At 72.3% G+C, this 14344-nt stretch carries 12 protein-coding genes and 1 pseudogene; 3 read left to right on the top strand and 10 right to left on the bottom strand.

The features are described from left to right. Window positions 1–279, bottom strand: a pseudogene (locus N538_RS0101715) (hypothetical protein); the annotation flags it as partial. A gap of 79 nt (window positions 280–358) precedes the next feature. Between N538_RS0101715 and N538_RS0101710 the strand changes: the two are divergent. Next, entirely contained in the window at window positions 359–661 is a 303-nt protein-coding gene (locus N538_RS0101710; RefSeq protein ID WP_028635852.1) for a hypothetical protein, read from the top strand. Between the two features lie 51 nt (window positions 662–712). Here the strand turns inward: N538_RS0101710 and N538_RS27805 are convergent, their stop codons facing one another. The 9 genes from N538_RS27805 to N538_RS23365 all read right to left on the bottom strand — a co-directional run bounded on the left by N538_RS27805 (window position 713) and on the right by N538_RS23365 (window position 10941). Further along, entirely contained in the window at window positions 713–1519 is an 807-nt protein-coding gene (locus tag N538_RS27805; RefSeq protein WP_081790218.1) for a PH domain-containing protein, read from the bottom strand. 75 nt (window positions 1520–1594) lie between these two features. Beyond that, the gene (locus N538_RS23380; RefSeq protein WP_051548600.1) at window positions 1595–2785 is read right to left on the bottom strand and encodes an aromatic ring-hydroxylating oxygenase subunit alpha; all 1191 of its coding nucleotides are present in this window, start codon (window positions 2783–2785) and stop codon (window positions 1595–1597) included. 64 nt (window positions 2786–2849) lie between these two features. After that, on the bottom strand, window positions 2850–3998 hold the full coding sequence (gene solA / locus N538_RS0101695) for an N-methyl-L-tryptophan oxidase (RefSeq protein WP_036569115.1): 1149 nt from the start codon (window positions 3996–3998) through the stop codon (window positions 2850–2852). Beyond that, on the bottom strand, window positions 3991–5097 hold the full coding sequence (locus N538_RS23375) for an aromatic ring-hydroxylating oxygenase subunit alpha (RefSeq protein WP_036569113.1): 1107 nt from the start codon (window positions 5095–5097) through the stop codon (window positions 3991–3993). Before N538_RS23375 ends, solA begins: the two co-directional genes overlap by 8 nt. Next, a complete protein-coding gene (locus N538_RS0101685; RefSeq protein WP_028635850.1) occupies window positions 5094–6086 on the bottom strand; it encodes an ABC transporter ATP-binding protein in 993 nt (330 codons plus the stop codon). Before N538_RS0101685 ends, N538_RS23375 begins: the two co-directional genes overlap by 4 nt. After that, on the bottom strand, window positions 6083–7060 hold the full coding sequence (locus N538_RS23370) for an ABC transporter ATP-binding protein (RefSeq protein ID WP_036569111.1): 978 nt from the start codon (window positions 7058–7060) through the stop codon (window positions 6083–6085). Before N538_RS23370 ends, N538_RS0101685 begins: the two co-directional genes overlap by 4 nt. After that, window positions 7057–7977 (bottom strand): ABC transporter permease, encoded by a 921-nt coding sequence (locus N538_RS0101675; RefSeq protein ID WP_051548597.1) that lies wholly within the window; start codon window positions 7975–7977, stop codon window positions 7057–7059. Before N538_RS0101675 ends, N538_RS23370 begins: the two co-directional genes overlap by 4 nt. After that, window positions 7974–9023, bottom strand: coding sequence for an ABC transporter permease (locus N538_RS0101670; protein WP_231496104.1), 1050 nt, complete (start codon window positions 9021–9023; stop codon window positions 7974–7976). The genes N538_RS0101675 and N538_RS0101670 overlap by 4 nt, the downstream gene beginning before the upstream one ends. Window positions 9024–9027: 4 nt before the next feature. After that, window positions 9028–10941: an ABC transporter substrate-binding protein gene (locus tag N538_RS23365; protein ID WP_155991916.1), complete on the bottom strand. Its 1914-nt coding sequence runs from the start codon at window positions 10939–10941 to the stop codon at window positions 9028–9030. Between N538_RS23365 and N538_RS23360 the strand changes: the two genes are divergently transcribed. Then, window positions 10891–12993 carry a prolyl oligopeptidase family serine peptidase gene (locus tag N538_RS23360; RefSeq protein ID WP_051548591.1) on the top strand — a complete coding sequence of 701 codons (2103 nt, stop codon included), beginning with the start codon at window positions 10891–10893 and terminating at the stop codon, window positions 12991–12993. The two genes, N538_RS23365 and N538_RS23360, sit on opposite strands and share 51 nt — an antisense overlap. Further along, a complete protein-coding gene (locus N538_RS23355) occupies window positions 12990–14318 on the top strand; it encodes a M20/M25/M40 family metallo-hydrolase (protein WP_051548590.1) in 1329 nt (442 codons plus the stop codon). The genes N538_RS23360 and N538_RS23355 overlap by 4 nt, the downstream gene beginning before the upstream one ends. The last annotated feature ends 26 nt before the right edge of the window (window positions 14319–14344 follow it).

Genomic DNA, 14344 nt, shown 5'->3' with positions numbered 1-14344 from the left:
GATCCGCCCGGCACGGAACGCCGCGCGGGTGTGCGGCAGCTCGAGCAGCACCCGCGCCAGCGCGAGATGCTGCTGGCCGCGGTGCGGTGACTCGCGGCGGGCGAGCGCCACCTGTGCGGCCGCGCCGCGTCCCTCACCGAGGGCGGCGGCGAGCTCGGCCTGGGCGGCCTCGGCGGCACACTTCAGCTGCTCGAGCTCGCGGATCAGGTCGACCCGCTCGGCGTCCGACATCCCGGCGGCGTCGAGCGACTCGACGCAGCCCCGGAACGATTCGAACATGTGTTCGATCATACGCCTCTCCCCTGCCGCTGGCAAGCGGCATCCACACGGAAGTCGGGCGCAGAACTAGGCTGCAAGCGTGACTCCCGAGGATGTCGGCCGGTACGCCGAGTCGCTGCCCGGGGTGAAGCGCAAGGGCACCGCGGCGCGCCCGGCGTGGTACGTCGACGACCGCCTCGTCGTGCGGCTGCCGGACCCGGCGACGGCGGTGATCAGGGTGCCCCTGCACGAGCGCGAGGCGCTTGTCGCCGCCTACCCGGAGAGCTTCGGCGTGCCGCCCCGGATGGAGGCCCACCACAAGGTGGAGGCGTACCTGCAGGACGCCGAGCCGCAGGCGGTGCGACAAGCCATCGACCTCGCGTGGGAGATGCAGCGCCGCTGAACACGAGCTCGACCATCGGCCTGGGTCAGCAGGGCAAACTCGTCGCCGACGTCACAGCTCGTCGAGGAGCTGCTGCTTCTTCGCGCTGAACTCGTCGTCGGTGAGGATGCCGTCGCGATGGAGCTCGGCCAGTCGGCGCAAGCGCTCGTGGGCGTCTCCCGCTCCGCCGGTGCTCGCGCCAGACTGTTCCGAGACCGCGGGCGGCTGTGCCTGCGGCTCCTGGGGCGTGCCCGCGATGCGGGCGCGGACCGCGTCCGTAAGGGCCTTCCCGTCAGTCTTCTGCACGTTCTTGATCTCCGCCTTGTTCCCGGACGCGAAGATCGAGATGGTTCCGAGCATCATGCCCGTCTGCCACTGCACCGAGCTCACCTTGTCGAGCGGGAAGTCCTCGGAGACCTTCGCCGTCATGCCGTCCTTGACGAAGATCAGTCGCCTGTCGGTGAGCACGAGGATCCCGGTCCCGGGCCCGTACGCCCCACCCACCATGAGCTCCACCCGTTCGTCGTGCCAGAGGTGTTCGGGCAGGCGCCGGATCTCGCGCTTGCTGCCGGACTTGTAGGACATCTTCGCCATCGCGGCTTCGATGTCCGGTCGGACGTCTCCGGCTTTCGAGGCGGCGCGCTGAGCCTTGGCCGCATCGAGCTTGTCCTGAAGGTCCTGCTGCTTGGCAGCACGCTCGATCTGCTTGGCATCCCGCCGCGCCTGCTTGTCAGCTCGCTTGTCGGGGGCATCGTTGGACTCAGGCTCCGCAGGCAGGACCGGCGCAGTGTGTTCGGTCCATGCAGTGCCGTCCCAGTACCTGAGTACCTCACCGGCCGGGTACCAGCCGGGGGCTGCTTGTGAGTTTCCGTCAAACACGTTCCGACATTAACTCGCACACGCTGGATGCCGTGCCAGGGCCCTCACGCTGGCTCGGCCGCCGGCGCTGAGCCCTCAGACCACCGCGTCCGTGTGCCGGTAGTCGTGCAGCGAGAGCCCGAGGTACGCCCGCGAGATGAGCGCGACGAAGCGCTCGACGGCGTCCTCGGAGGGCGAGAACGGGCCGGGTGCGTAGTGCGGTGACTCCAGGCCGCGCTGGACGGACTCGCACGCCGCCCAGTCCTGCCGGTTGGTGAGGTCCCAGAACTCCACGGCGTACGCCGGGTCCGGCACCGAGCCGTCCGGACGGGGCAGCAGGTACCACGAGCACTCGATCCAGGTCCGGTTCGGCGCGAGCGGCACCAGCCGGTGCGTCATCACGTAGTCCGGGTGCGGCGAGATCAGCAGGTTCGGCAGCAGGTGCAGGTACTCGACAGCGGTCGGCGAGACGCCGGGGATCGGCAGCCCGTCCGACTCGCCGGTCAGCGACATCGTCGCCATCCCGTCGCGCAGCACCATCGAGCCGCCCACCCAGGCGCCCGGCAGGTCGTAGTTGTCGCCCGACGTCGGCGGCGTGACCTGGCACAGCTCCGGGTGGATCAGCGGGCAGTGGTAGCACTCGTGGTAGTTCTCGGCCACGATCTTCCAGTTCGCGGCGATCTCGTACGAGTGCCGCTCGGCCAGCACCAGCGAGGCCGGTGAGTACGCCGAGACGATCCGGTCCAAGTCGCCGACGCAGTCCGCGAACGGCACCACGTCGGGGTCGCCCAGCCGGTGCGCGGCGTGGCCGAAGACCCAGCCGCACCAGACCTCCACGGGCAGCTCCACGAGGGAGTACGCCGCGGCGTCGAAGCCCGGCTCGTCCCGGTAGCCGGGCGCGGCCACGAGGTCGCCGGCGAGGTCGTAGGACCAGGCGTGGTACGGGCAGACCACCGAGCGCCGGGCGGAGGCGTCGCCGTCCGGCAGCAGCTCGTGGGCGCGGTGCCGGCAGGTGTTGGCGAACATCCGGACCTGACCGTCGGCGCGGGTGAGCAGGGCGTTGACGTCGCCGACCATGACCGCCCGCTGGGTCGCGGGCCTGCCGTCCTCGAGCGAGGTCGGCAGCAGCTCGTCGAGCCGGCCCAGGCAGGTCCACCCGCCCGCGAAGAGATGGCGCCGCTCCCACGCGAGCACTTCCGCCGAGGTGTAGGCGCTCGCCGGCAGCATGGCCGGCACCGACCCACCCCGGGCCCGGATCTCGTCCTGCAGGTGCACCAGATCACTCATGACGTCCTCCTCACAGGTAGCAGTCTGCCGCCTCGGGGGGAGCAGCGACATGAAGAACCCGATCTCACACGAGCCAGTGCGCGGAGTACGCCGGGTCGACGAGCGCCGGCCGGTCCAGGGCGAACGTCGGCGACACGCGCTCCCGCTCCCCCGTCGCGAGGTCGGCGAGCAGCCGGCCGAAGGTCGGCGCGAACTTGAAGCCGTGCCCCGCCCCGAGGCCGATCGCGACCGTGGGGTGCCCGGGCACCCGGTCCACGACGAAGTCACGGTCCGGTGTCAGTGCGTACTGGCACCGCAGCGACCGCACCGGACGGCCGGCGCCCGGCAGCATCGACCCCATGTGGCCCGCCAGCAGCGCGAGCATCTCCTCGGAGACGTCCGAGCCGCGCGCGTCCGGGTCCACGACCGGGCCGCCGCAGTCCTGCGCCGCCTTCACCGTCGGCTCGCCGTAGCAGGGGAACCCGTAGAACGACGGGTCGTCCATCCAGATCCACAGCGGCATCCGCTCCGGTGCGAAGTCCTCCGGATGCTCCGGCGCGAAGTACGTCGCCTGCTCGAGCGTCACCGTCAGCGCCAGGTCGATCCCGAGTGGCGCGAGCAGCCGGGCGGTCCAGGCGTCAGCGCACACGACCACCGATCCGCAGGAGTACGTCGTCCCGTCCGCCAGCGCCACCGACGTCCCGGTCACGGACGCGACCGGGGAGCGGTCGCGCAGCACCGCGCCGTACCGGCGCGCGAGGTCCTGCATCGCCGCGGTCCCGGGGCCGGCGGGCACGATCGCGCCACGCTCCTGGAACAGCCCGGTCGTCCCGGCAGGCAGGGCGAACTGCGGCCACCGCTCCCCGACCTGGTCCACGTCGAGCAGCTCGAACGGCACGCCGACCTCGGACAGCGCGGCGGTGTAGTCGACCATCGGGATGGCCGGCTCGGGCGGGAACAGGTCCAGCCCGCCGACCACCGTCACCAGCTCGCGGCCGGCGTCCGCGGACAGCTGCGCCCAGTCGTCGTACGCGTCCTGGGTCAGCCGGACGTACTCCGGGGTGTGGTAGCTGTGCCGCAGGATCCGGCTGGTGTCGTGGCTGGCGCCGCGGTGGTGGCCGAGCTCGAACTGCTCCAGCCCCAGCACCGAGCGGCCCCGCCTCGCGAGCTGGTACGCCGCCGCCGACCCGAGCGCACCCAGGCCGACGACGACGTGGTCGAAGCGCTCAGTCACCGGTGCCACCCAGCCGCGGGAGCAGCCACCGCCGGATGTCCGCGGAGTCGTCCTCCATCGGCGCGAACCAGCCGTGCGTGTAGGACCGCGACGACATGCCGCGCTGGACCGACTCGCAGATCGCCCAGTCCTGCTTGTTGACCAGGTCCCAGAGGTCGCCGGCGTCCGAGGGGTCGAAGCCGGCGTCGCCGGCCGCGGAGGGATGGAACAGCAGCACGCACTCGATCCGGGTGCGGTCGGCCGCCTGCGGCAGCAGCACGAAGGCCGCCACGTGGTCCGCCGCGGCGGAGAGCATCAGGTTCGGGTGCACGAGCTCCCCCTTGTGCCGCTCGCGCTCGGCGTCGTCGAGGCCGGGCAGCGGCGCGCGCTCCGTGGTCCCGCTCATCGTGAACGTCCACGCACCCTCCCGGTGCGGTACGCCGTTGTCCCAGTCGACCTCGGTGCCCCCACCGCCGAAGGCCGGCACCAGCCGGGTGAGCTCGGGGTGCACCGGGCCGCAGTGGTAGCACTCGTTGTAGTTCTCGGCGACGACCTTGTAGTTGGCGGCGACCTCGTAGCTGAACCGCAGCCCGGTGACCAGCTCCCCCATCGCGTAGTTCGCGAGCGTCCGGTCCGGCCGCGCCATCGCCTCGGACAGCGGCGCCGCCGGCGTGCCGAGGTGGACGAACACGAAGCCGGCCCAGGCGTCGACGGCGACCGGCTTCAGGGCGAAGTCCGGCCGCTCCTCGTCGGCCAGCTCCGCGTGCGGCGCCTTCAGGAGCGACCCGTCGAGCGCGTAGGTCCAGGAGTGGTACGGGCAGCGCAGCGAGCCCGCAGCCGTGCACACCGGCTGCGCGCCCGGCAGCGCGGTGAACAGCTGCGAGCCGCGGTGCCGGCAGACGTTGTACGCCGCGTGCAGCGCGCCGTCGGTGTCGCTGGTGACGAGCACCGACTCCCCCACCACGTCCACGACCGCCACCCGGCCGCCGTGGTCGAGGCCGAGGTCGGCGAGCCGGCCGACGCAGAACCACTCGCCGTACAGGACCGCGTCGCGCTCGCGGCCGAAGACGCCGGGGTCGACGTACATCTCCCGGGGCAGGGCCTCGTGGAGGTCGCTCACCGGTGCCCCGCCCGCGCGGCCACCAGGTGGCAGGCGCTGTGGTGGCCCTCGCTGGCCGAGAGCACCGGCAGCGGCACGCCCCGGCAGGCGTCCTCGACCGGGAACGCCGCCCCGCTGGCGAGCGCTGGGCAGCGCGGGTGGAAGCGGCAGCCGCGCGGGATCCGGGTCGGGTCGGGCACCTCGCCCTCGAGGACCACCGGGTCGAGCCGGTCGATCTCGGGCACGACCGAGAGCAGGGCCTGGGTGTAGGGGTGCTGCGGGGAGGCCACGACCTCCTCGGTCGGTCCGGCCTCGACGATCCGGCCGAGGTACATCACCGCGGTGCGGTCGGCGATGTTCCACGCCAGGCCGAGGTCGTGGGTGACCACGAGGATCCCGAGGCCGAAGTCGCTGCGCAGCTTCAGCAGCAGCGCCAGGATCTCGCCGCGGATGGACGCGTCCAGGCTTGACACCGGCTCGTCGGCGATCAGGAGGTCCGGCTTCAGCGCGAGCGCTCCGGCGATGAGCACGCGCTGGCGCTGCCCTCCGGAGAGCTCGTGGGGGTAGCGCAGGAAGAGGCGCTCCGGCGGCCGCAGCCCCGCCGCCGAGAGGGCATCGGCGACCTGCTGCTCCTCGGAGACCTCGCCGCCGTGCGCGAGCCCGTGCAGCCGCAGGCCCTCCGCGACCGAGTCGTAGACGGTGTGCCGCGGGTTCAGGGCGCCGGCCGGGTCCTGCAGGATCATCTGGACGCGGCGGCGGAACGGCTTGAGCTGCCGGGCGCGGTAGCCCAGCGGCGCCCCGTCGACGAGCACCTGGCCGCGGCTCGGCGGCTGCAGCCCGACGAGCGCACGTGCGAGCGTCGTCTTGCCGGACCCGGACTCGCCCACGAGCGCGACGATCTCGCCGCTGCGGACCGTCAGGTCGGCCCCGTCGAGCGCGGTCGCGACGTCCCCGCCGCGGAGTTGGAACGCCACGGCCAGGTCGCGGGCCTCCAGGGTCAGGCCGGTCACGCGGTCACCTCGGCGCCCACCCGGATGCAGGCCGCCGTGCGGTCCGGCTGCTTCAGCTCCAGGGGCGGCTCGGCCGCGGTGCACTCCTCGACGCCGATCGGGCAGCGCGGGTGGAACGAGCAGCCCGGCGGCAGCTCGCGCGGATCGGGCGGATCGCCCGCCAGGCCCGCGGGTGCGTACCGCGCCGCCGGGTCGCCGACCCGCGGGAACGACGCTCCCAGGGCGGCCGTGTAGGGGTGCAGCGGGTGGGTGAACAGCTGGTCCGCGGGACCCTGCTCGACCAGGCGGCCCCCGTACATCACCGCGATCCGGTCGCTCATGTCCGCGAGGACGGACAGGTCGTGGCTGATCAGCAGCATCCCCACACCCAGCTCCTTGACCAGCCCCGACAGCACGTCGAGCACCTGCGCCTGCACCATCACGTCGAGCGCCGTCGTCGGCTCGTCGGCGACCACCAGGGACGGGCGGCAGGCCAGCGCCATCGCGATCATCACGCGCTGGCGCTGCCCGCCGGACAGGTGGTGCGGGTACGCCTTCGCCCGCCCCGCCGGCATGCCGACCTGCTCGAGCAGCTCCCCGACCCGGCGCTCGACCGACGCGTCCGAAGCCGACGGCTCGTGCAGCCGGATCGGCTCGGCGATCTGCTGGCCGACGCGACGTACGGCGTTCAGCGAGTGCAGCGCGCCCTGGAACACGATCGAGGCCCCCGCCCAGCGCAGCGCGCGGAGGTCGCCCCAGCGCATCGTGAGCACGTCCGCGCCGTCGAAGAGCACCCGGCCGGTCACGGTCGCGGACGCCGGCTGGAGCCGGAGCACGGTGCTGGCGAGCGTGGACTTGCCGCAGCCCGACTCACCCGCGACGCCGACCACCTCGCCCCGGTCGACGACCAGGTCGACGTCGCGGACCGCGGGCAGCAGCCCCTCCTCGGTCCGGTAGGTGACCGAGAGGTTCTCCATCCGCAGCAGCTCGCTCATCGCTCGCGCAGCTTCGGGTTGAGGACCTCCTCGAGGGCCTGGCCCACGAGGGTGAAGGAGAGCACGACCAGCACGACGCAGACGCCGGGCGGCACGAAGTACCACCACGAGCCGGTGGTGATCGCGCCGACGCTGTAGGCGTCGTCGAGCATCGAGCCCCACGAGACCCGGGTCGGGTCACCGAGGCCGAGGAAGCTCAGCGTGGTCTCCGAGAGGATCGCGACCGCGACGGTGAGCGTGGTGTTCGCGAACACGATCGGGACGACGTTCGGCAGCAGGTGCCGGCGGATCAGGTGCCGGTGCCCGGCGCCGAGCGCGCGCGAGCGCTCGACGTAGGACCGCTCCTTGATCGAGAGCACCTGGCTGCGGATCAGCAGCGCGGTGCCGGGCCAGGACGTCACCCCGATGACGATCACGATGTTCATCAGCGACCTGCCCAGCACCGTGGCCAGGACGATCGCGAGCGGCAGGAACGGGATCACCAGGAACCACTCGGTGAGCCGGAACAGCACGGCGCCGACCCATCCGCCGAAGTACCCGGACGTCAGCCCGACCAGGGTGCCGATCAGCATCGAGATCAGGGTCGCCATCAGGCCGACGAATAGCGAGATCCGCGCGCCCCAGATCAGCAGCGTGAGCACCGAGCGGCCGTAGGCGTCGGTGCCGAGCCAGTACTCCGAGGACGGCGGCTCCAGCACCCCACCGGTCGCCTTGGTGACCTGGAGGCCCTCCGCCGAGGCGAGCAGGGGCGCGCACAGCGCGACGAGCAGGAACAGGGTGAGCACGACCAGCCCGACCATACCGGCCCGGTTCCCGCGGAACCGGCGCCAGGACCGCCCGAACGCCGCCCGGCGGCGCCGCCGGGCGAGCTGCCGGGACGTGACCGCGACCGTCCCGGAGGCCACCGGGGCGCTCATGTCCGCACCCGCGGGTCGAGCCAGCCGTAGAGCAGGTTGGCGGCGAGGTTGGCGGCGATCACCGCGGCCGAGGAGAGCATGAAGACGCCCTGCAGCAGCCAGTAGTCCGGCACGTGGAGGGCGTCGGTCGTCAGCAGGCCCAGGCCCGGGATCGAGAAGATGGTCTCGATGGTGATCGCGCCCGCGACGACGAACCCGAAGTTCAGCGCCACCACCGTGGTCGTCGGCAGCAGCGCGTTCGGCACCGCGTGCTTGTCGCGGACCCGGACGTCGCGCAGGCCCTTCGCGCGGGCGGTCGTCAGGTAGTCCGAGCGCAGCTCGTCGATGAGCGAGCCGCGCATGATCAGGGCGTAGTCGGCGAGGTAGGCCAGCGTCAGCGTCACGACCGGCAGCGCCAGGTGCCACGCGGTGTCCAGGACGCCCTTGAGCGAGGTCGGGTCGACGTCCACCGAGTGCAGCCCGCCCGTCGGGAAGATGCCGGGCAGCGGGCCGATGCCGACCGCGAACGCCGCGATCAGTAGCAGCCCGAGCCACCACTCCGGCATCGAGTACAGAGTGAGCGACCCCCCGGTCGTGAACCGGTCGAGCGGGCTGCCCCGGTCCCAGCCGGCGCGGATGCCCAGCCAGACCCCGATCGCCGCCGCGAGGACCGTGGAGGTGCCGACCAGCAGCATCGTCGGCCAGAACCGCTCGGCGAGGACCTCGGAGACGTCCTTGTGGTACAGGATCGAGTAGCCCAGGTCCCCGTGCACGAGGTTGTTCAGGTACGTGCCGAACTGCTGGAGGACCGGCTCGTCGAGCCCGTAGGTCTTCTTGAACTCCGCGAGCTGCTCGGGCGTGCTGAGCCGGCCCCGGCCCATGGTGCGGGCGGGGTCGCCGGGCAGCACGCGGAACAGGAAGAAGTTCACGACCAGCATGAACATCAGGCTGCCGAGCGCGCCGAGCACCTTGAAGCCGGCGTACCGCCCGAAGCCCCGGCGCCGGTGCCGGTTGACCTGGGCAGCCTCCGCCGCGGCGGCCGTCGGGTCCGCCGCGACGATGCTCACCGCGTCACTCCCGGTCCGCAGCGGTCCGGTGCCGCCGGGCAGCGAGGAGCGCGACGAGCCCGGCGACCGCGAGTGCCACGACCGCGACGCCCACGATCACCGGCGTGCTCACCGCGCTCGACTCGCCGGACGTCTCGCTGGCCTGGGTGGCGTTGGCGGCGCCGCCGCAGTCACCCGCCTCGGCCGCCGGTCGCACGTGCAGGTAGCTGTAGGCACCGGACTGGAAGAGCCACACGCCGCCGGGCTCGGGCTGCTGCGCGAAGCACGCGAACCGGTCGCTGCGGAACGCCTCGCCGATGGTGTCGTACGCCGTGACCAGGTACGGCGCGTCCTCGTACACCATCTGCTGCATCTGGTGGACCAGCTCGACGCGCTTGTCCTTGTCCATCTCGGTGAGCTGCTCCTGGTACAGCTTGTCGTAGGCGTCGTTGCAGTACCACGAGTCCGACCACGAGCCGAGCTGCCCGCAGGTCAGGTAGTCGAGCATCGTGGTCGGGTCCGGGTCGACGTACCAGCCCCACTCGAAGGCGTCGTAGTTGCCGTCCAGGATGACATTGGTCAGCTTGCTGGACTCCATGCTGACGACGTCGGCCTTGATGCCGATGTCCTGGAGCCACTCCTGGAAGTAGTTCATGGTGTTCAGCGAGGTCGGTGACTCCGACCGGGCGGCCAGCCGCAGGGTGCCGATCGGCGAGCCGTCCGGCATCGTCCGCAGGCCGTCGGAGCCCATCTTGTACCCGGCCGCGTCGAGCAGCTGGCCGGCCTTGTCGGGGTCGTACGTGTAGGCCTCGTCGGCGGGCGGCTCCCACCGCCAGGTGCTGAACGCCGGCGGGATGATCACGCTGCCGGGGACGCCGGCGCCCTGGTAGACCTTGTCGATGATCTGCTGGGTGTCGATGGCGTAGCCCAGCGCGTGGCGGAACGCCGCGTCCTTCAGCGCGGGGTTGCCGTCGCCGATCGGGTCGCCCGTGTCGACGTCGATGGCGCCGGTGTTGAAGGCGATCTCGTCGAAGCTCGGGGCGTTGCCGTTCTGCGCGGTGATGCCGTCGCGGCCCTGGAGCGACTTGACCTGGAGCGCGTTGATGCCGTCGACGAAGTCGACCTCGCCCTTGATCAGCGCCTGGACCATCGGGTCCTCGCTCTTGTAGACGCGGAACACGACGCGGTCGATGTGCGGGGCGCCCTGCCAGTAGTCCGGGTTGGCCTCGAAGACGTACGTCGACCCGCCGGCGCTGCCCTCGACCATCCGGAACGGGCCCGAGCCCACGACCGGCTGGCCGTCGGTCGGCTCGTTCTTGTAGGTCTTCACGTCCTTCTCGGCGACGTCCTTCCAGACGTGCTCGGGAACGATCGGGATCGGCAGCAGCGGCAGGCTCGAGTTCGGCTTCTTCAGCGTCAGCACGAGCGTCGTCGGGTCGGTGGCCTCGGCCTTGGTGACCTGGGTGAGGTACGCGCCCCAGGTGGCCGCCTCCGGCCCGCCGTCGATGACCCGGTTGTAGGTGTAGGCGACGTCCTCGGCCGTCAGCGGCTGGCCGTCGGACCACATCGCCTTGTCGGTCATGTGGAAGGTCCAGGTCAGCCCGTCGTCGGACGTGTCCCAGCTCTGCGCGAGCGCGGGCTCCGGCGAGAGGTCCTTGGTGGAGTAGGTGACCAGGTAGTCGTAGGTGAGCTGCCACATCTCGAACGACATCGCCTCGATCCCGACGAAGGGATTGAGCGAGTCGGCGTCGTTGAGCACCCCGATCGTCAGCGTGACCGGCTCGTCCGCCGCCCGGGCCGGCGCCAGCGCGAGGCCCGGTGACAGGCACGCCGCGAGCAGCGCCAGAGCGACGACGACGCGCGTGCCCCGAGGGGTACCTTGACCTCCGTGACGACCCCTCCGGCGGCGCCCCGCGAGCCCTTCGAGCACCTCGAGCACGGCGTGCCGCGCCCGGACCCGTACCAGTGGATGGCGTCGGGCGGCACCAGGCTGGCCGACCACCTCCGCGCCGAGAGGACGTTCTACGACTCTGCGTGTGCGCATCTGCACTCCCTGGTCTCGGCCCTGCGCTCCGAGATGGTGGGCCGCCTCCCGGAGGCGGACGTGTCGGCTCGCTGGCGTCGTACGAGATATGCCTACTACACGGCGGCGCAAACGGGGAGGGACTACGCCGATCTGATGAGAGAAATCAACGGCGCCGAGACCGAATCGAAACAGAATCGGTCGCCGGAGGTCCTGCTCGATGTCGAATCCCTCGCCAACGATCCCGACCGGGGCACCGGCTACCTCGAGCTGGGCGTCACCCTGGTCAGCCCGTCGGAGGACCTGCTCGCCTACTCCTTCGACCGCGACGGCGACGAGGTCTACGAGCTGCGGTTCCGCGACCTGCGCACCGGCACCGACCTCCCCGAGGTGGTGTCGCGGAGCTACTACGGCGGCGCGTGGAGCGCCGACTCGGCGTGGTTCTTCTACACCGTGCACGATGCGCAGTACCGGCCGTTCCAGGTCTGGCGGCACCGGGTGGGTGGGCCGACCGCCGACGACGTGCTGGTGGTCGAGGAGCCCGACGAGCGCTTCGAGGTGCAGGTCCGCGGCACCCGCAGCGGCGACCTGGTCGTGGTCTGGAGCGCGAGCAACACCACCTCGGAGTGCTGGGTCGTCGACGCCCACGACGTGACCCGGGGGCCGTGGTCGGTCGGCGGCCGGCGCGAGGGCGTGCGCTACCACGCGGAGCACCGGCGGCTGCCGGACGGCGGAGCGGACCTCCTGGTCGTCACCGACGACGACGCGGTCGAGTCGCGCCTGATGACGGCAACGGTGCCGGACGGCGCCGACCAGGACCGCACGGGCTGGGCCGAGGCGCGGCCGGAGTCAGGTCACGAGCAGCTGCTCCGCGCGGACGCCTTCGCGGCCGGTGTGATCCTGACCGTCCGCACCGATGGCAGGCGCGCGCTGGTGCTGGTGCCGCACGACGACCTCGCCGGCACGCGCGGGTTCGGGCTGATGGAGTCCGACCACCCCGACGGTGACACCGTCCTGTTCCGCTCGCCGCAGTACGACGCCCGCACGGTCACCGTGCTCGAGGAGTCCTGGCTGCGGCCGGGCGTCGCGTGGTCCATGGGCCTCGAGTCCGGCCTGCTCGACAAGGTCTGGGAGCAGCAGGCCCCGGGTCACGACCCGGCGCGGTACGTGAGCGAACGTCGTACCTTCCCCTCGGCCGACGGCACCGCGGTGCCCGCGACGATCCTCCGCCACCGCGACACCCCGCTGGACGGCTCCGCGCCCGCGCTGGTCTACGGCTACGGCTCCTACGGCGCGGTCGACGAGCCGGCCTGGGACCCGGCGCTGCCCAGCCTGCTCGACCGCGGCGTCGTCTACGTGTACGCGCACAACCGCGGGGGCGGCGAGCTGGGCCGGCGCTGGTACCTCGACGGCAAGCTCGAGCACAAGCAGCACACCTTCGACGACCACATCGCGGTGGCGGACGGGCTGGCACGCGACGGGCTCGTCGATCCGGCGCGGATCGCCACGCGGGGGCTGAGCGCGGGCGGGCTGCTGCAGGGCGCGGTCCTCAGCCAGCGACCGGACCGGTGGCGCGCGGTCGTCGCCGAGGTGCCGTTCGTGGACGTGGTGACGACGATGTTCGACGCCTCCATCCCGTTGACGATCACCGAGTGGGAGGAGTGGGGCGACCCGCGCCGCCGGGCCGACTTCGAGTGGCTGCTGGCGTACTCGCCGTACGACAACCCGCCACCGGCGGGTGAGCGCCCGGACCTGCTGGTGACGGGCGCGCTGCACGACCCGCGCGTGATGGTGCACGAGCCGGCCAAGTGGGTGGCGCGGCTGCGCGATACCGACCCGGAGTGGTCGCCACGCTGCCACTTCCGCGTCGAGACCGGGGCTGGCGCGCACGTCGGGCCGTCGGGACGGTTCGGGCACCTCGCCTACGAGGCCGAGGTGTACGCCTGGATCCTGGACCGGCTGTCGTGACCCCGCTCCTCGAGGAGGTGCTCGAGGTCGCGCGGGCGCTGATCCGCTTCGACACCAGCAACGCGCCCGAGGCGGTACTCGGTCGGCCGCCGGGCAACGAGACCGGGCCGGCGGCGTACCTCCACGAGTACCTGAGCGGGTTCGGCGTCGACTGCGAGCTGGTGGCCCGCGACCCGAGCCGGGCGAACCTGGTCGCGCGGATCCCGGGCACCGGGGACGCCCCGTCCCTGGCCTTCGTCGGCCACCTCGACGTCGTGCCGGCGGACCCGCGGGACTGGACGCACCCGCCGTTCGCCGCCGTCGTCGACGAAGGCGGCTGGCTGTGGGGCCGCGGCGCGATCGACATGAAGAACGAGGTCGCCGCCCGGGCCGTCGCGATGGCGGAGCTGGCGCGCGCGGGGTTCCGGCCGCGCGGCGACCTGTGGCTCATCGCGGTCGCCGACGAGGAGGACGGCACGGCCGACGTCGGCATGCGCTGGCTGCTCGAGGCGCGCCCGGACATCCGGCCGGACCTGGCGATCAACGAGGGTGGCGGCGAGCGGCTCCCGCTGGCCGACGGCCGGGTCGTGCAGACGATCAGCGTGGGCGAGAAGGGCACCTACCCGGTGCGGGTGGTCGCCGTCGGCGAGGCGGGTCACGCCTCGACGCCGGACGTCGGCGCGAACGCGGTACCCCTGCTGGGCGAGCTGCTCGGCCGGGTCGGCCGCGGGATGCCGATCCCGCAGGAGTCGCCGCACGTGGACGCGATGCTCGAGGTGCTGCTCGGGCCGGTGACCGATCGCGCGTCGGCGCTGCACGACGCGGCGGCGCTCCACCCGGTGCTCGCGCACACCATCCCGGCCCTGGGCGGTACGACGATGGCACCGACGATCCTCGCCGGGTCGGGCAAGCGGAACGTGATGCCGGCCCGCGCGTCCGTCGAGCTGGACTGCCGGATCCTGCCCGGGACGACCCCCGGCGACGTCGAGCGTGCCGTGCGGGCGCGGCTCGGGACCGACCTGCGCTACGAGCTCGAGTGGCCCGAGCCGCTGATCGCCGGCAGCGCCTCGTCCCCGGCGACGGCCCTGATGGACGCGATCTCGCGGGTGCTGGTCGCCTCCGGCGACGACGCGCAGCTGCTGCCGATGCTGTGCACGGGCTTCACGGACTCGGTATACCTGCGCGAGGCGGGCACGCCCACGGCGTACGGCTTCAGCCCGTTCCGGTCGACCCCGGCGGAGGTGCTGACGGCCGGGTTCCACAACGCCGACGAGCGCGTGCACGTCGACGACCTGCTGCTGTCGGTGGAGTTCCACGTGGCGCTGGCGCGCGAGCTGCTGGGCTAGCCTCCTTGACTTGAAGTTCACTTCAA

Origin of the sequence: Nocardioides sp. URHA0032, assembly GCF_000620645.1 — a bacterium.
GTDB lineage: Bacteria > Actinomycetota > Actinomycetes > Propionibacteriales > Nocardioidaceae > Nocardioides.
Note: the sequence above shows the minus strand (reverse complement) of the source record. Positions and strands in the feature narration are given on the sequence as shown.

Coding starts and splice junctions, on each gene's coding strand:
- N538_RS23370 (WP_036569111.1), bottom strand. CDS start 7,060: ATGAGCGAGCTGCTGCGGATGGAGAACCTCTCGGTCACCTACCGGACC.
- N538_RS0101675 (WP_051548597.1), bottom strand. CDS start 7,977: ATGAGCGCCCCGGTGGCCTCCGGGACGGTCGCGGTCACGTCCCGGCAG.
- N538_RS23380 (WP_051548600.1), bottom strand. CDS start 2,785: ATGAGTGATCTGGTGCACCTGCAGGACGAGATCCGGGCCCGGGGTGGG.